The sequence below is a fragment of the Rhodoglobus aureus genome (genome assembly GCF_039527955.1).
GTDB lineage: Bacteria > Actinomycetota > Actinomycetes > Actinomycetales > Microbacteriaceae > Rhodoglobus > Rhodoglobus aureus.
The window spans coordinates 1-17,800 of record NZ_BAAAKW010000064.1 but is presented as its reverse complement, the minus strand read 5'-3'; the positions used below and the strand labels follow the sequence as shown (position 1 = coordinate 17,800).

The 17,800-nt window shown below is 60.6% G+C and carries 14 protein-coding genes; 7 read left to right on the top strand and 7 right to left on the bottom strand.

All coding sequences use genetic code 11. From position 1 onward, the window contains the following. Positions 1-84: 84 nt before the first annotated feature. The 6 genes from ABD112_RS12815 (at position 85) to ABD112_RS12790 (ending at position 6,571) form a co-directional block, all read left to right on the top strand. Positions 85-870 (top strand): ABC transporter permease, encoded by a 786-nt coding sequence (locus ABD112_RS12815; protein ID WP_343926463.1) that lies wholly within the window; start codon positions 85-87, stop codon positions 868-870. Next, complete coding sequence (gene nikE, locus ABD112_RS12810; protein ID WP_343926442.1) at positions 867-2,552, top strand: nickel ABC transporter ATP-binding protein NikE; 1,686 nt, start codon at positions 867-869, stop codon at positions 2,550-2,552. The genes ABD112_RS12815 and nikE overlap by 4 nt, the downstream gene beginning before the upstream one ends. Positions 2,553-2,564: 12 nt before the next feature. Further along, positions 2,565-3,164 carry a TetR/AcrR family transcriptional regulator gene (locus ABD112_RS12805; protein WP_343926440.1) on the top strand — a complete coding sequence of 200 codons (600 nt, stop codon included), beginning with the start codon at positions 2,565-2,567 and terminating at the stop codon, positions 3,162-3,164. Positions 3,165-3,235: 71 nt separating this feature from the next. Continuing rightward, positions 3,236-5,833 (top strand): valine--tRNA ligase, encoded by a 2,598-nt coding sequence (valS, locus tag ABD112_RS12800; RefSeq protein ID WP_343926438.1) that lies wholly within the window; start codon positions 3,236-3,238, stop codon positions 5,831-5,833. Between the two features lie 28 nt (positions 5,834-5,861). Further along, a complete protein-coding gene (locus ABD112_RS12795; RefSeq protein WP_343926436.1) occupies positions 5,862-6,341 on the top strand; it encodes a GNAT family N-acetyltransferase in 480 nt (159 codons plus the stop codon). Continuing rightward, positions 6,341-6,571: a hypothetical protein gene (locus tag ABD112_RS12790; RefSeq protein WP_343926434.1), complete on the top strand. Its 231-nt coding sequence runs from the start codon at positions 6,341-6,343 to the stop codon at positions 6,569-6,571. The genes ABD112_RS12795 and ABD112_RS12790 overlap by 1 nt, the downstream gene beginning before the upstream one ends. Positions 6,572-6,604: 33 nt before the next feature. On the opposite strand, the gene ABD112_RS12785 is transcribed toward ABD112_RS12790, so the two are convergent. After that, a complete protein-coding gene (locus tag ABD112_RS12785) occupies positions 6,605-7,396 on the bottom strand; it encodes a class I SAM-dependent methyltransferase (RefSeq protein ID WP_343926432.1) in 792 nt (263 codons plus the stop codon). Positions 7,397-7,418: 22 nt separating this feature from the next. Here ABD112_RS12785 and ABD112_RS12780 point away from each other — a divergent pair, with 22 nt between their 5' ends. Beyond that, positions 7,419-9,443: a M3 family metallopeptidase gene (locus ABD112_RS12780; protein ID WP_343926430.1), complete on the top strand. Its 2,025-nt coding sequence runs from the start codon at positions 7,419-7,421 to the stop codon at positions 9,441-9,443. A gap of 326 nt (positions 9,444-9,769) precedes the next feature. Here ABD112_RS12780 and ABD112_RS12775 read toward each other — a convergent pair whose 3' ends face one another. The 6 genes from ABD112_RS12775 to ABD112_RS12750 form a co-directional block, all read right to left on the bottom strand. Then, positions 9,770-12,004, bottom strand: a complete 2,235-nt coding sequence (locus tag ABD112_RS12775) for a glycoside hydrolase family 31 protein (RefSeq protein WP_343926428.1) — start codon at positions 12,002-12,004, stop codon at positions 9,770-9,772. Further along, positions 12,004-13,185 carry a glycoside hydrolase family 15 protein gene (locus tag ABD112_RS12770; protein WP_343926426.1) on the bottom strand — a complete coding sequence of 394 codons (1,182 nt, stop codon included), beginning with the start codon at positions 13,183-13,185 and terminating at the stop codon, positions 12,004-12,006. Before ABD112_RS12770 ends, ABD112_RS12775 begins: the two co-directional genes overlap by 1 nt. Before the next feature lie 75 nt (positions 13,186-13,260). Next, the gene (locus tag ABD112_RS12765) at positions 13,261-14,502 is read right to left on the bottom strand and encodes an ABC transporter substrate-binding protein (protein WP_343926424.1); all 1,242 of its coding nucleotides are present in this window, start codon (positions 14,500-14,502) and stop codon (positions 13,261-13,263) included. 55 nt (positions 14,503-14,557) lie between these two features. Further along, entirely contained in the window at positions 14,558-15,385 is an 828-nt protein-coding gene (locus ABD112_RS12760; protein ID WP_343926422.1) for a carbohydrate ABC transporter permease, read from the bottom strand. Further along, positions 15,378-16,355, bottom strand: a complete 978-nt coding sequence (locus ABD112_RS12755; protein ID WP_343926420.1) for a carbohydrate ABC transporter permease — start codon at positions 16,353-16,355, stop codon at positions 15,378-15,380. Before ABD112_RS12755 ends, ABD112_RS12760 begins: the two co-directional genes overlap by 8 nt. Further along, positions 16,355-17,572, bottom strand: coding sequence for an ROK family protein (locus tag ABD112_RS12750; RefSeq protein ID WP_343926418.1), 1,218 nt, complete (start codon positions 17,570-17,572; stop codon positions 16,355-16,357). The genes ABD112_RS12755 and ABD112_RS12750 overlap by 1 nt, the downstream gene beginning before the upstream one ends. Positions 17,573-17,800 lie beyond the last annotated feature (228 nt).

Here is a 17,800-nt window from a genome sequence, read left to right as displayed (position 1 = left end):
CTTGCCGGTCGCCTAGGTCGGGGCGCACGGGCTACGCCGGCGACAACCGGTTGGCAGAAACTAGCAGGAAACAGTGGGGCCTTCGTGGCGATCGTTGCGCTGCTCTTCATCCTCACCGCGGCGCTCGCCCCACAGTTGTTGACCACGGCAGATCCGGACGCCGTTGCACCGGTTGATGCTTTCCAGTCGCCGTCACCAGCACACCTCTTCGGCACTGACGAATCGGGGCGTGATGTGTACACCCGGGTTGTGTTTGGGGCAGCCAACTCCTTGCTCATCGGGATTGCCGCCACCGTTGTTGGGCTCGGCCTAGCCCTCGTGTTGGGTCTGCTCGGCGGGCTCGGCGGTCGCGTCGGTGACTTTGTGAGCACACGAGTCGTCGAGGTGATGTTCGCACTGCCTGGTCTGCTGCTCGCACTCGTCTTCATCGCCATTGCTGGGCCCGGGGTGGTCACCTCAACAGTTGCGGTGGGACTTTCCACTGCACCCGGCTATGCCCGCATCATCCGGAGTCAACTGCGCAGCGTGCGCAACTCGGGCTATGTAGAGGCAGCAACAGTGCTCGGACATTCCCGACTCAGAATCGTTGTGCAGCACATCCTCCCCGGCGCGCTTGCGCCCATTTTCGTGCTCGGCACGCTCGGCGTCGGTCAAGCCATCGTGTGGGCATCATCGCTCGGATTCTTAGGGCTCGGCGTTGCACCACCCGCCGCCGAATGGGGCGCAATGCTGTCAAGCGGACGCACCTACATCGATGTGGCGTGGTGGCTCACCGTGTTCCCTGGGCTTGCCATTGTTGCAACAGCAGCGTCGTTCACGGTCCTTGGGCGTGCCCTCAATGAGCGAACCCGTCAGGGGGCAATCGGATGACCGACCAGCCGTTACTGAGCGTGCAGAATCTGAGCGTGCACTTCGAACGCGCCCCCGCACCCGCCGTCGACGGTGTGAGCTTCGACGTGCGCGCGGGCGAGTGTCTTGCCATTGTCGGAGAATCTGGATCGGGTAAGAGCGTTACCGCTCGAACACTGCTCGGGCTCGCTCCGCCAAATGCTCATGTGAGTTTCGACGCCCTCACCCTGCTCGGCGAGCCCCTGCCGAGCGCGCGATCACGTCGCTGGCGGACGATCAGGGGTGCATCCATTGGTCTCGTGCTGCAGGATGCTCTCGTCTCGCTCGACCCGCTTCGCCCGGTCGGCCGCGAGATTGATGATGTGTTGCGACTGCACACCACGCTCACTCACGCCCAACGACAGCAACGAGTTCTCGAGCTACTCGATGCTGTCGGCGTGCCGAACCCTGCGCTCCGTGCGCGGCAGCGCTCTGGTGAACTCTCAGGAGGTCTACGACAGCGAGCGCTGATTGCGACCGCACTGGCGGCAGGGCCCCCACTAATCATTGCCGACGAGCCAACAACGGCGCTCGATGTCACCGTGCAAGCCACCGTGCTGAGCCTGCTGCGCTCACTGACCGATACCGGCACCGCGTTCATTCTCATCACCCACGACTTGGCCGTGGTTTCGCAGGTCGCCGATCGGGTTGCCGTCATGAGTCAGGGGCGCATCGTCGAAAGCGGCGAAACTGCGACCGTGCTGAACGCACCGGTTGCGTTCGAGACGCAACAGCTCTTGGCCTCCATTCCCGTGGATGTTCCTCGCGGAGTGCCGCTGAGAATCCACGAGCGCGGGCCCACGCTCACGACTCGCCCGCAGCAGCCTGTTGGCGGTTCCGCGTCAGCATCCGCTGTGGCTGCCGGCGCGCCTGCGCTTGAACTGACAGCGGTGTCGCGTCGCTACCCAACCCGCACCGACGAGCCGATCCAAGCGCTCGATCGTGTCTCGCTCACGCTTGATACCGGAACGACCCTGGGGCTTGTGGGGCAGTCAGGCTCAGGAAAGACCACGATCGCCCGAATCGCGCTTGGACTCGAAACCGCCGACAGCGGAGGTATCCGCCTCAACGGAGAGCAATGGGGTTCGCTCAGCGCCCACGAGCGCCGCCCGCTTCGCCACACGCTTGGCGCGATCTATCAAGACCCGCTGAGTTCCTTTGATCCGAGGCTGACTGTCGAACGCATCCTGTTCGATGCCCTTCGCGCCAACGTGTCCGGTGAGACGAGCCAATTGTCGACAGTGGACGAGCTGCTGGACGCCGTAGACCTGCCCCGAAGCCTCAAAAACCGCCGCCCGCTCCATCTCTCGGGTGGCCAGCGACAGCGGGTGGCAATCGCCCGCGCGTTGGCTCCGGCCCCGCGCACATTGCTCTGCGATGAACCGGTGTCTGCTCTGGATGTTTCGACCCAGGCGCGGGTGCTGGACCTCATGGATGACCTCCAGCGCCACCTCGGGCTCAGCTATCTCTTCATCTCGCACGATCTTGGAGTGATCCGCCACATGAGCGACACGGTTGCCGTGATCAACGAGGGGCGCATCGTGGAGACCGGCCTCGCTGAGGAGATCTTCACCTCGCCGAAGGATCCCTACACTCGGTCCCTCATTGCGGCCCTGCCTCGAGTTCACGGCCCCGCACGCGCACTTTCAACACCACGCGAATGAGAGGATGATGCGGTGACCACGACTCGACATTCCGGCCGCGGGCGCCCACCGGCAGCCTCGCGAGAGCTCCTTCAGGAAGCCGCCTTCGAACTCTTTGTTGAGAACGGCTATCTCGGCACCACGGTTGACCACATCGCCACGAGGGCCGGCGTAAGCCGCAACACGTTCTTCAATTACTTTGACGCCAAGGGCGAAGTCTTCTGGGTTGAGCTTGATGCCACGACCGAGCGGGTGAAGGCCGCGCTTGCCGGGGATTCATCGGTCGCACCGACAACGAACGCAGCCGGGATCGGCATCCGACAAGCGATGCTGACCGCAATTGCTCCGCTGCAGTCAGAACATGTGCCTTTTGTGCTGACGCAGTACGACCTCATCGGCAGTATTACTGAGCTGCAAGCATCGGCAATGAGTCGCTTCGCTACACAGGCGAGGCTCCTCAGCGAGCACCTTCGACGCAATGGTGTTGCCCCGGCTGCCGCTCGAGCTCAGGCCTACAGTCTCATTGCGTGTGTCATCGCCGCAGCGCAAGAGTGGGCGCAAGCTGGCCCTCTGCGCGGCCGTCTCGAACCCTACGTTCAGAGCGCAATCGACGCGACGCTAATCGCCGAGTAGAGTTGCCCTAAACCTCACACTCAGGCACCTCTTTTTGACTCGGTGCCGCATATATCGAACCGGAGCAAATTATGTCGTCGAGCGTTCCCGAAAAGCCCGCCCTAGAAGGCCTCGAAGACAAATGGGCTCCAGTCTGGGAGAACGAAGGTACCTACCGGTTCGATCGCCAGAAGGCACTCGCCGATGGCTCTGATTGTGTGTTCTCGGTCGACACTCCCCCGCCGACAGCATCCGGCAGTCTGCACATTGGTCACGTGTTCAGCTATACGCATATGGACCTCGTCACCCGTTTTCAGCGGATGCGCGGAAAAGAGATCTTCTACCCCATGGGGTGGGATGACAATGGCCTGCCTACCGAACGTCGGGTTCAGAACTACTACGGTGTGCGCTGCGATCCCACGCTCCCCTACAACGACGGCTTCGAGCCACCGCAGCAGGGCGGCGAAGGCAAGTCGACAAAGGCCGCCGCACAGCTGCCGATCTCTCGGCGCAACTTTGTTGAGCTGTGCGAGACGCTCACCGCTGAAGACGAGAAGCAGTTCGAAGACCTGTGGCGCCAGCTTGGATTGAGCGTTGACTGGAACCTCACCTACCGCACGATTGGTGATGACGCTCAGCGTGCCGCCCAGCGTGCGTTCCTGCGCAATCTCGAGCGTGGCGAGGCCTATCAGGCCTACGCTCCGACCCTGTGGGATGTCACGTTCCGCACCGCCGTTGCCCAGGCAGAACTCGAAGACAAAGAGCAACCTGCCGCCTACCACCGTCTTGCCTTCCACAAAGCCGACGGCGACGACATCCACATTGAAACGACGCGCCCCGAACTGCTTCCGGCCTGTGTTGCCCTCGTGGCTCACCCCGACGATGAGCGCTACAAGCACCTCTTCGGCACCATGGTCACCACACCGATCTTCGGTGTTGAGGTTCCCATACTTGCCCACCACCTTGCGCAGCAAGACAAGGGCTCGGGCATCGCCATGATCTGTACCTTCGGTGACGTAACCGACGTTGTCTGGTGGCGAGAACTCGACCTACCCAACCGCACCATCATTGGCGCAGACGGCCGAATCATTGCTGACGCACCCGACGTTATCGTTGGCGACACAGCGCACGCTGCCTACGCTGAGCTCGCTGGCAAGACCGTCTTTAGCGCGAAAGCCGCAATGGCTGCTCTGCTCAAGGAATCTGGCGAGATGATCGGCGATCCCAAGCCGATTCAGCACCAAGTGAAGTTCTTCGAAAAGGGCGATAAGCCTCTTGAGATCATCTCTACTCGCCAGTGGTACATCAGCAATGGTGCCCGCGACGAGAAACTGCGTGGCCGCCTCATCGAGGCTGGAAAGCAAATCAACTTCACCCCCGATCACATGCGGGTGCGTTACGACAACTGGGTTGGTGGCCTCACGGGCGACTGGCTCATTTCGCGCCAGCGCTTCTTCGGTGTGCCGATCCCCGTTTGGTATGAACTCGACGCGGACGCCGAAAAAGGTGCACCCATTGTTCCCAGCGAAGACTCGCTGCCGATGGACCCGTCATCTGACACTGCGCCGGGCTACACCGAAGACCAGCGCGGCGTTCCCGGCGGCTTTGAGGGCGAACTCGACATCATGGATACGTGGGCCACGTCATCGCTAACCCCGCAGATCGCTGGTGGTTGGGAAACTGACCCCGAGCTGTTCAACCTCGTCTTCCCCTACTCACTGCGCAGCCAGGGCCAAGACATCATTCGCACGTGGTTGTTCTCTACCGCGTTGCGCTCAGAACTCGAACACGGCACTGTGCCGTGGCAAAACGCGGGCATCTCCGGATTCATCGTTGACCCCGATCGCAAGAAAATGTCCAAGTCACAGGGCAACGTTGTTACCCCTAAGGGCATGCTCGATGACCACGGCTCGGATGCTGTGCGGTACTGGGCAGCATCCAGTCGCCTCGGTACTGACGCCGCGTTCGACCCGCAGAACCCGAAGCAAATCAAAATCGGTCGTCGACTCGCCATCAAGGTGCTGAATGCGTCGAAGTTCGTGTACTCGTTCCCGGCACCTGCCGGTGTTGCCGCAGGCTCCACAGCGGTCGTCACTGAAGCGCTAGACCTTGAGATGCTTGCCGAGCTGGCAGCCATTGTTACTCAGGCCACTACTGCTCTTGAGAACTTCGACCACGCCAAGGCACTCGAAGTCACCGAGAAGTTCTTCTGGACCTTCTGCGATGACTATCTCGAACTAGTGAAGGAGCGTGCCTACGGCGCCGGGACCCCCGAGGCTCAAGCGAGCGCCAACCGCGCGCTGCACACGGCCATCGACGTGTTCTTGCGCCTCTTCGCGCCCTACCTTCCCTTCGCAACCGAAGAGGTCTGGCGCTGGACGCACGACACCTCGGTTCACGCTGCATCGTGGCCGAGTGCCGACGAGTTGGGTGTCACCGCAGAGCCGACAGGGTTATTCTCTGCGGTAGGCCAAGCTCTCATCAGTATTCGCCGCGCAAAAACCGACGCGAAGGCATCGCAGAAGACTGAAGTGAGTTCGGCGACGCTAGCAGGGCCAACCCTGATCGCAGCGGCAATCGACGATTTGAAGGCTGTTGGCCGCATCCACGACCTCACGATTGTCGAAGCCGAAGAGATTGAGGTTCGCGACATCGTCTTGGTCGAGACTGCACCAGAGGTTTCGGCGTAACGCCCACAAAGCGCGTATTGTTGAATAAATGACGAGTTCAGAGAAGCCTTCATACGCAATCCGTGACATCCACAAAGACGATTTCGAAGAGTGGAAAGATCACTTCGTGAAGTACGGAGTGTTCTACGAAACCGAATTCACTGACGCCGTTGTTCAGGGTGTCTGGGAATGGCTCATGGATGACTCGGCACAGCTCAACGCAGTTGTTGCCGTAGCTCCTGAGGGCGCTCCCGACCCCGGCCGCGTTGCCGCGTTCGGTCTTTACCGCCGCTTGCCCGACACCTTCACCGCCTCGTGGGGTTGGTTCATGGACGACCTGTACGTCGACCCTGAGCACCGCGGAGCTGGAGTTGCCGGAACAATCATCGACGACATCGCTGCGCGTGCTGCAGAAGATGGCGGCGGAAAGCTCCGTTGGATCACCAACAAGGAAAACGACAGCGCAAAGCGCCTGTATGACAAGGTCGCAGACCGCACGTCGTGGATCCTGTACGAAAAGAACGTTTAGTGCAGCTCGGCACACGATGGTCGGTCGGCGCTGCCGTGCCCGAACGTCTTGGCGCAGCAATGCGCGACGCGATCGCCGGCGTTGAAGCAGACATCGCCCACCTCGATACAAGCGCGTGGCGTTGGACCCTCACGTGGCTTGAATCGCGCCCCGTCGCCGAACTCGACGACGGCACCACCGTGCGCCAAGGCGCCGACGGCACCGTTTCTGTAGAAGAACCCACCTCGTAAGCAGCACGCACACCCGGTAGGCCGCCGGTGAGATTACACTCTCGCGAGAATCTCACCATGCGGCATTGCCAGCCATCCTTCGGGCGAGTCAGCCCACACCCGCCACGCACTGCTGATCTGCTGCAGCACTTCTTGCGTCGCAAGCGACTTGCTGAGCGCATCGTCGGCGAAGGCTGATTCCAGCACACGCGCTTCCCACATGCTCCCCCACCATTCGCGGTCGGCCTGGTCAGAGAAATTCCAGACGGATGCCGTGACCGTGAGATCTGTAAGCCCAGCCTGCAGCGCCCACGCCTTCAGCCGCCGCCCCGCATTCGGCTCTCCCCCGTTGCTGCGGTGCACAGCGTCGTACAGGTCAGCCCACACCCGCAAACCGGAAAGTTCCGGAAAACAAATCAGCCCCGCATAGTCGACGTCACGAACCGCGATAAGCCCGCCCGGTTTGGCCACGCGCATCATTTCTGCGAGAGCCGCAACCGGACGCCCAAGATGCTGCAGCGTCTGATGCGAATGCACGAGATCGAAACTGTTGTCGTCGAATGGCAGCGCATAGGCGTCGCCTACGACGAAACTGAGGTTGTCGGCGGTGAGGGCTGACGCTTTTTCTATTGCTGCTGGGGCGGCATCCACACCGGTGACCTGGCCGGGGGAGAGTCGCTCGGCGAACTCGGCGGTGATGGTGCCCGGTCCGCAACCAACATCGAGCAGCGAGAGCCCCGACTGAAGGTGCGGCTCAAGGTAGGCAGCGGAGTTGGCGATGGTGCGCCAGGTGTGAGATTTGAGAACACTTTCGTGATGGCCGTGGGTGTAGCGCTCGCGAGTCATACTCCGAGAATAGGGTGGATGCATGACCAATCCTTTCTTTGAGCCCAGCACGCTGCCATTTGGCATGCCACCGTTCGCCGATATCGAAGACGAGCACTTCGCTCCCGCCTTCGAGAAGGGCATGGAGCAGCAGCTTGAGGAGATCGAGGCGATCACTTCTCAGACCGATTCGCCGACGTTCGAGAACACAATGATTCCCCTAGAGAAGAGCGGTCAGCTTCTCGAGCGCGCCGCGATCGTGTTCTTCAACAAGACCTCTGCCGACAGCAACGCAGCAACCGACGCGCTCGAAGAAGTGATCGCCCCGAAGTTTGCTGCTCATCGAGACGCCATTAGCCTCAACAGCGCACTCTATGAGCGCATCGGCCACATTCGCGCCGGACTCAATACCAGTGAGTTGGATGCGGAAGCCCGCTACCTAGTCGAACGCTACTTCACTGAGTTCACGCTGTCAGGCGCCGGGCTCAGCGATAAGGCTAAGGCGACGTTGCGCGACTACAACTCGCGGCTGTCGAGCCTGACCACCAAGTTCGAGAAGAATCTTCTGGCTGACACGAACGACCTTGCAGTGGTTGTTGATAGCGCCGACGAACTCGACGGTTTGGGTGTTTCGGAGATTTCGGCCGCGGCAAGCGCTGCGGAAGAGCGCGGTCTCACCGGCAAGTACCTGATCACTCTGATTCTGCCCACCAACCAGCCACATCTCTCTGTGCTGAGCAACGCTGATGTTCGCGGTCGAGTTTTGGCTGCCTCGCGTTCGCGCGGCATTCGGGGTGGAGATTTCGATAACCGCGCTCTCGTACTCGAGATCGCGAAGGTGCGCTCTCAGCGGGCAGCACTCTTGGGCTTCGAGAGTCACGCAGCCTGGGTTACCGCCGATGAGACGGCGCAGAACCCGCAGCGCGTGGCGGACATGCTCGGCAAGCTTGCGCCGGCTGCAGCGCGCAATGCGCGTGAGGAGCACGCTGCGTTAGAGAAACTAGCCGGAGCCGAAGTAACCGCAGCCGACTGGGCTTACTACTCAGAGAAGGTGCGCGCTGAACGGTACAACGTCGACACCACGCAAATGCGACCGTACTTTGAGGCAGAGCGTGTGCTGCGCGATGGTGTCTTTTTCGCCGCAACCGAGCTTTATGGTGTGACGTTCAGCGAGCGTTACGACCTTCCCACTTACCACCCTGATGTTCGCGTCTTCGAGGTAACCAATGAGGATGGCACCCCTGTCGGCCTGTACACGCTCGACTTGTTCACGCGCGATTCCAAGCGAGGCGGAGCGTGGATGAACTCACTCATTTCGCAATCAGCACTGCTCGGGCATCCGGTGATCGTCACAAACAACTTGAACGTGCCTAAGCCCGGCGCCGGCGAAGTGACGCTCTTGACCTACGACGAAGTTAACACCCTGTTCCATGAGTTCGGCCACGCACTGCACGGCCTCTTTGCTCGCGTGACGTACCCGAAGTTCTCAGGCACCAACACCTACCGGGACTTTGTCGAGTTCCCTAGCCAGGTCAACGAAATGTGGATGCTCTGGCCCGAGGTTCTCGACAACTATGCCAAGCACTACGAGACTGGCGAGCCGATGCCACGCGAGATAGTGGAGCGCATTCATGCCAGCGCCGCGTTCAACGAGGGCTTCCTCACGAGTGAGTACTTGGCGGCTGCGCTCATCGATCAGGCGTGGCACCGCATTGGCGCCGACGACGACGTGACCGATGTCTCCGCGTTTGAGGCGCAGGCCCTGGCCGAGGTAGGTCTCGACAATCCGGCAGTACCGCCTCGCTATTCGAGCACCTACTTTCAGCACATCTTCGCGAATTCGGCCTACGACGCCGGCTATTACTCGTACATCTGGAGCGAGGTTTTGGATGCCGACACTGTGGAGTGGTTCACGAATAACGGCGGGCTTACGCGCGAAAACGGTGATCGTTTCCGAACCCTGCTGCTCGGCGTTGGAGGGTCAAAGAACCCGCTCGAAGCGTTCCGTGACTTCCGCGGGCAGGATGCCGAGTTGCAGCCATTACTGAACCGTCGCGGCCTGAACTAGGCCTGCCCGCGCGGCGGCTATCCAGTGATGGCTGCCGCGCTGTGGCGTGGTAGCCATCACTGCGATCTGGGGCAGCGGTTGTCATTTACGCGCGCGATATTTGCAAGTTCCGACGGATTGTTGTGATCGCCCCACAATATTTGGTGAAACCCTTTCGCAAACACTACAAATAGGGGCAGAATGGTCCCGGTCGCGCTTAGCGTGACCCCGACGCTTAGATGTCATCTAGCACGATGCCCTGAGGGCGATCCAATCGGAGCCTTACCCGAATCTGGCTGTGACGCAATTGCCCACTGCGATCGCCCTCAGGAACATCACTCCACTTGTTAGCTCACGAACGTGGGTGCTAGTCGCTGCCACGCATCCGCACGCACATAGACCGGTACTTGATCCCAGGGAACTGCGCGAGTGTCACTATCGCCACCCGAGACACGATCACCACTGAAGGCGTGCACCCAGTCTCCGTGAGGAAGGGTTGTCGTGTGCTCAAGAGCTCCTTCTACAGTCACCGGAGACACCAGGATGTCCCGCCCCAGCATCCACTGCAGCGGTTGATTCCAGAGTCGTTCGTCATCGGGCCAATCGAAGAACAGCGGACGCATCACGTTGGTTCCGTTCGCTACAGCCCATTCGCTTTCCGCGGTGAGGTACGGCACGAGTCGCTCGCGCAACTCGACGATCGTGCGGCTCATCGTCAGAACCGCCGGATCTGCTGACTGCTCGGCGATGTTCCACGGTGTGCGGTCGCGACTAGGCGAGCGGTGATGGTTGAACTCTGAGTGATACTGCATGATCGGAACGAACGCTGCGGCGGCAAGCGAGCGCACATAGAGCTCTGCCGTCGGCACATCTCCGCTAAAACCGGCCAAATCCCAACCCCAGTAGAGAATTCCGCTCGCGCTCGCATTGAGCCCAGCGAACAGCGACCACCGAAACGCATCCCAGGTTGAGTTCTCGTCGCCGGCCCAGAAAGCACCGTGTGCCTGAGATCCCGTGTATCCGGCACGCGAGAAGGTCACTGGAGCCTTGCCCGCTCGCCTCAGAAGGTCACCATAGGCACGCGCATAGTGCACAGGGAAGGTGTTGTTCTTCTCGTCGCCCCGGCGTCCATCACGGTAGTGGAGTTCGGAACCCCACGCATGTTCGCCGCCATCAGTCTTGAAGCCATCGACGCCCATTTCCTCGACGAGGTAGCGACGCTTCTCTGTCCACCATCGAGCTGAACGATCATCAGTGAGGTCGGGCATGAGCGACAGCGGAAACCACCAGCCGCGATTGCGGTACGGCTTGAGAACACCACGCGGGTCTTCATCCTGGATCAGCACCTTCTCTGCCACCGCAGCATCGGCGTCGAAGCGAGCCTGCCCCAGCGGGTGCGGCCGCATCTTGATCAACGGAATCTGCCAGAGAAGCACGCGCACATCGCGATCATGCAACTCATCAATCATTCCCTTGGGGTCGGGCCAAGCGCCCTCGGCGGGAAAACTGAACTCGCTGAGTTCTTGCGGAGCGCCATCGGGGCTAGGCGCGTACTGCGCATCCCGCCACACCGTAAAGGTGCTCTCGTCACTCCATGCCTCAATCACAACGCAGCCAACAGGGATGCCATGCTCACGATGGGCATCCATCTGACGCATGACTTCGGATTGGGTATTCCACTCGTTTCCACTGGCCCACAACCGGTGCACCCAACTCGGCAACACTTCTGGTCGCCCAACTTCAGCAAGAAACTGGTTGAGCACGCGCGCGGGGCTGCCGTCGTAGCCTCCGACAGAGAGAACCTCCGCGTCGGCACTGAGCGAATCTACTTCCGCCTCAATCCAGAGCAGCTCAGAGTCACTCTCCGCTACGTCAAACCAGACACGACGACTCGTGCGCACGTGGAATCCCCAACCGCGCCCGCCCACAACGTGAGCAAACGGCATCGGAAGGTACGTCTTTCGTTCGGAGCCCTGCGACTTGTACTGCTCGAACACGACCGAATCGAGGCTGGTACCCCGATGATCGAGGGCATCAAATCGTTCGCCAAAACCTGAGACGTGCTCTCCGGGGGCAAGAGCCAATGCAAAACGCACTCGCGCAATTCGCTCCCCGTCAGCGAGCAGGCTCACGCTATTCGCGACAAACCCGGCTGCGGCATCCACAACAACAAGGGAATCTGGCGCGCTCTGCCAACCTGCGGCTCGAACGCTGAACCAGCGTGTGGACTGCGAGCGCGGCGACTCCTGCGGACCGCCAAGAAGGCGATAGCGGTACGCAGTACCTGCCGCGATAGTGGAGAGTTCAATAGCGAATCCGGTACTGGTCCGAGCAAGTTTTGCCTGAGCAGAGGCTAAGTGCCCACCGTCGACGGCTTGCCCGCGTGATTGTTGCTGCACCCGCTCAAGTGGATGCTCGGCTGTCGTCTCTCCGTCATCCCAGATGAGCGTCACTTCGTCGACTTCTGAGGTCGCTCGCACTCCCAGCCGCAGGCTCTCACCCTGAACAGGAACTGCCGGATGGCGCTGCTCAGTGTCAACGGAATATGGGTGACCCGAACCTAGCGGTCGATGTCTTAGCACTAGACAGTCTCTCTTTCGTTTCCGTGGTGTCGTTCACCCGTTGCTGGCACTGTTGCGCCCGAGGCTTGCGGCACGTACACGCCGATCTCAACAGCCAGTCGCACAAACATTGCGTGACTCCATAGCAGTGGTGTGGCAACGCTTCCCCAGCGCTCGAGCCACTCTGCGACGCGGGGCGGGTCGAGAAGGTGGTCGTCTACTTGCTCGGGCAAGAATCCTTCGGCGGTGACGGTTTGTGCTGCCCACTCCAATTGTTGGTGAGCTTTCGCGAAGTCTCCTCCGGCCGAATAGGCGAGGCCCAACATGCAACTGAGTAGCGGCCATTGACCCCCGCCGTAAAACGTGTCTTCGAGGTAGCGGTGCACTCCCCTGTCGACTGCCAGTTCGGCGGTGATCTGAGTCGTAGTCTTGGCGGCCAACTGCGTGGTGCCATCCACTACTCCTAGAGGGGAGATGAGGGCGGAAAGCGAGCCATCTACGGCCTCGGAGTCAAGCCACTTGACGAGGTGGCCATCGCGAACGCCCTGAGTGTGGATGAGGTGGAGCGCGTCGACCGCAGCGTGACGCGCCCGCGCTTCCCACTCTGGCGACAACACTCCAGCGTCTGCTGCGGCGATGAGCCCCGCTACTACGCATCCCAGCGTCGAGACATGGCGCTGGGATGCGTGTTCTTCCCACCAGTCGAAGCATGGGCGCTGCCAGCTCGCGAGGAGGTAGCGCACAGACAGTTCGATGCCGCTGCTCCACCGCTCGAGGCTCAGGCCATGCCGTTGTGCGTGAGCGACAGCTGCCCACACCCAGGTGCCGTAGCCATCCGTTTGAAAATCCCACCAGTCATCGTCGCCCTCAACACCATCGAGGGTAAAGCGGGTGGCAAGCATCTGCGAGTTGTCCAGTGGTGTACCGGCCGCCTCTGCTTGCTCGATCGTCTCAATCTGTGCGCGATGCGCCGTGAGGATTGTTTCGCACCAGTCGAAGAATTGTGAGGCAGAGTCCACGGCGTTCGCGGCGGACATCCCATCTGCGATGAATGCTCCATCGCGAAACCACGAGTAGCCGGTGTAGGCCGAGAACGTGGGGCTCGCGGGATACGCGCCACTCGGGTGTTGAAGCTTCGCGATCAGCTCAACGCTGTGTGCTGCTAGCGACGCGAGGGACTCGTCGTCCGTGCGTGAAGTCATGAAGTGCCCTCCTGGGCCAGCCGGGAGTGAGGCCCACGCTCGCATAAACGAGGTGGGCCTCACTGGGGAGACGAGCTATCCGATTACTGCGTTGATTCGTTCTTCAGCACTCGTGAGCGCGTCAGCAACTGATTTGCGGCCGGCCTGCGCCTCGATCAGTTCTTCGGTGATGATGTCTTGCATCTCCTGCTGGCCGTTCTCGACGAGCGGGGTGAGCGCGATCGAGTCGAGCGAGTCAAAGACTGCCTGACGGTTGGCCGGAGTGTCCTTGGTCAGGTAGACGGCGAGCTGGTCTTCGTCGCTTGTCGGCGGCAGTTCCCAACCAGTATCCAAACGCACATCGATCATCGTCTGCGACGAGGTCAGGAACTCAGCAAATGCGCTGGCTTCTGCAATGTGATCGGATGCTGCTGAGACACCAACCGCGTTGGAGAATACGGCACTGGCCTGCTGAGTGTTTCCCGGCTCCACGGCAATGTCCCACGTGAACGGTGCATCAGCTAGTGCTCCGAATACCCAGATTCCCGAGTGCATCATGCCGAGCTTGCCCTCAAGGAACAGGTTGGTGTCGAAGTCCGCTGTGCCTTGCCCCTGTTCGATGGTGGGCATAACAGTTCCACTCTTCGACGTGAGCCATTCAGCCGCTTCGATACCCTTCGGTGTGTTGAACGCGACTGAGGTGCCGTCGTCGCTCAAGAAGGATGCTCCGTTCTGCTCGAGCACTTTGTAGAACTCATAGAACGACACGGGTTGGTGGTCGCCCCACGTTCCGGTGCCGGAATCAGTGAGTGCCTTCGCTGCAGACATTTCGTCATCCCAGGTCCAGTCGCTGGTCGGGTAGTCGAGCCCGGCAGCATCGAAGAGATCTGCGTTGTAGTAGAGCACGACGTCGGAGAACGAACTGGGCAGCCCGTAGCTCGTGCCATCGACGGAGTAAGCGTCGATGAGCGATTCGCGATACGACTCGGGGTTGGTCACTTCGAGTGGTGCGAGCGAACCGCTCGAAGCCAACTGCGGGAAGAAGTCGTAGTTGGTGTCTACGACATCCGCAACAGTGCCAGCGGCAAGGTCGGTTTGTAGGGTCGTGAAGTAGTCGCCGTAGGGCAGGGTCGTGACATCTACGGTGACGTTGGGGTTCTCTGCTTCAAACGCGTCGATGATCGTCTGGAGGTTTTCTTCATTTCCTCCTGACGAGGTGAAGTTGGAGTAAGTGATCGTTACCGGGTCGTCGCTGCTAGCGGGTTCTGAGGCGCATGCACTCAAGAGCAGTGCCGAGACGCCGAGGATGCCTCCCGCAGCAAGTAGTGAACGTTTCATGCTAGATATCTCCTTTGATGTCAGGTGATGAATGGATCTCTGGTGTCCCGGGGCGTTACTTGATCCCTGAGCTTGCGACGCCCTGAATGATGTATTTCTGGGCGAAAATGTAGAGCGCGAGCATGGGCAGGATGCTCACGACTGAGCCGGCCATAACGACGTCCCATGCGGTGGTGTACTGCCCCTGCAGCCCGGCGAGAGCGATAGGCAAGGTCTGGAGTTCTGGTGAGCGAAGCACGACCAGCGGCCAGAGGAACGCATTCCAGCTGCTCATGAACGCAAAAACGGTGAGCGTTGCGAGGGCGGGGCGGATGTTCGGAATCACTATTTGGGTAAACACTCGAAAGTGCCCGGCGCCGTCGAGGGTCGCGGCTTCATCTAGTTCTCGCGGAACCTGGTTAATCGCTTGGCGCAACAGAAAAATTCCGAAAGCGCTGGCAAAGGTCGGTAGTAGCGCGCCCAGGTAGGTGTTGAGCAGTCCAAACGCCTTAAGTTCGGCGAAGAGCGGCACGATGAGCACCTGCAGCGGGATCATCATGGTTGCGAGGTAGATCGCGAACACGATGCCACGGCCACGGAATGGCAGTCGACTAAAGGCGTAGGCCGCAGTGGCGCTCGTAAACAATTGAACCAGTGTCGTCACGAGGGCCAGCCCAACGCTATTCGCCACGACTCGAGCGAATGGGCGCTCGGTGAACAAGGTTTGGTATGCCTCGAATGAGGGATTCTCTGGCCACAGTTGAGGGGTGATTGAGAAGCCTGCACCGGCGGTGATGGAGGTGATGAACGTCCACAAGAACGGGAAGAACATCGCCGCTGCGCCCGCGATGATGACAACGTGGAGAATGACCGATTGGGGGCGAACGCGCTGTGACCTATGCATAGTGCACCCACCTCTTTTGGCCGATGATTTGGATCACGGTGACGCCAAGAATGACAATAAACAACAGCCACGAGAGGGCGGATGCCTCACCCGCAGCGCCATAGCGGAACGTCAGGTCGTAGATCTGCTGAACAACAACCTGGGTTGATCCACCGGGGCCGCCACCGGTCATCGCGTAGACCTGATCGAACACTTGAAAGCCATTGATGAGCGAGATCACAACAACGAAGAACGTGCTCGGGCTCAGCATGGGGATCGTGACGTTCTTCAACCGACTCCACGCGCCAGCGCCATCCACTTTGGCCGCGTCATACAGGTCAGGATTAATCGATTGAAGCCCGGCGAGAAGAATCACCATCACAAAGCCCAGGTCTTTCCACGCGCTCGCGAGGATGATCGAAATCATTGCCCAGTCGGGGTCAGTCCACCAGCCTGGGCCATCGATGCCGAACCATCCCAGTGCGAGATTGACAACACCGTTGTTGGGGTTGAGCAGCCAGCGCCACACGATCGCGACGGCAATCCAGCTGGTCACCACGGGCAGAAAGTAGATTCCTCGCCAGAGCGAGCGACCCTTAAGTGCACGGTTGAGTGCGAGAGCAAGGGCGAGTCCGCCGATGTAGACGAGGGGCAAATAACCGGCGATGTACTGGATCGTATGAAGGAAGACTTGACCAGTGCGCTCGTCGGCGAGAAGCGACTGGTAGTTTGCCCAACCGATGAACTCCATCGGAGTGATCAGGTTCCACTCGGTAAAGCTGATCCAAGCCGCAGCAAGCATCGGGCCAAGTACGAAGAGGGTCAGCGGTATTGCACTGGGAAGGAGAAAAACCAGCACGGTAAGCACATAGCCAGCGGATGGGCGCTTCCGGATGCCGCGCTGCCCTGGGCCCCGCGACGTTGCGCCTCGAGCCCGCGCTGGAGCGGAGGCGTGATTCCTTGGTGCACTATCCACAGTGGGGATGGCCATTAGGCACGCTCCTGTGGTGAAGCCTGCTGGACGAGACGCTGGCGAACCAGGTCTCCTTGTTCTCCGGCAACACCTTCTGCATCGAATGGCGTGGCAAGCACGAGGGTGGCGGCCCCCTGTGCCCAGCTCGCGTCTTGCCAGGTCTCAACCGCCACGGGGATGCTGCGTCGGGCCGGGATGAGTGCCGCACGGAAGGCGGGCTCGAAGCCAAATGACCAGTGGTGCCAACCAGCAGTGCCCTCCCCTAGGAGGATCACGATCTCGGGGTCGAGCACGTGGACGAGTCCGGCGATCACTCGCCCGAGCAAATGCCCGGCTTCGCCAAAGACGGCGATTGCCTCGGAATTGCCCTGATCCGCAGCATCACGAAGTGCCGCGATCCCCGCACCGCGCGCAATGATTCCCCGTTCACGAGCAGTCTCTACGAGAGCAGACTCTGAGACGAAGGTCTCAAGGCAACCGCTATTTCCGCAGCTGCACAGCGGACCCTGCTCTCGAACGGGCACGTGACCAATTTCACCAGCGCCACCACCAAAGCCGCGAACGATGCCCCCATCAACCACGATTGCGGCTCCGACACCGGTTCCGATGGTGACAGCGAGAAAGTTGAGATGACGACGACCGAGGCCATAAAGGCGTTCCGCCATGGCGAGAGCGTTGACGTTGTTTTCTACCAGCACCGGCAGCCCAAGCTCGCGACGCAGCGTTGCACCGATGGGAACGTTGTTCCACTTCAGTTGCGTCGAACTCACGACCCCGGCGGCCTGCGAGTCGACCGATCCGGGAACCCCGACGCCAATGCCAAGCAGCGGAGCTTCGGAGCCGCCGGCGATGAACGCGCGGAGCAAGGCGGCAAGAGTCGTGAGCATCGTGTTGGATGACGCATCAAATGGCTCGCTCGCTGTTCGCGACACTGAGCCGTCAATGCCGACCTCAACGAAGGCGACGTGGTCGGAGGCAACTTTCACTCCAACCGCACTGCCCGCGCTCGACACGAGACCGAGCATCCGCGCTGGGCGCCCGCCTTGCGACGGCTGGTGCTCGAGTTCGCTGAGAAGGCCGTCGTGAAGAAGGTCTTTCGTGAGCTGGGTCATCAACGCGGGCGACAGGCTCAGCGTGCGGGCGAGCTCTGCTCGGGATGCCGGACCGTGTGCACCGAGGTGAGCAAGGATTGCTGATCGGTTTACGTCGGTTCGTGCCATCGGTCGAAACGCCATTGGTTCCCCTTAGTTCAGGACTAAACAAACTATAGAATTAAGTAAGCGCGGTTGTCAACGGCTTGAGACCGATCAACGAGAATTGAGGTCATCAACGAAACGCGCGCGGGCGCCCGCGCGCGTTCGCCCCCTCGGGCACACAATTTCCACTCACTAGCTGTACTGCCCAGAGAGGTTAGTTAACCGGCTGATGGGTGGGTGGCCTCCGATTGCAGTGTGGGGCCTGTG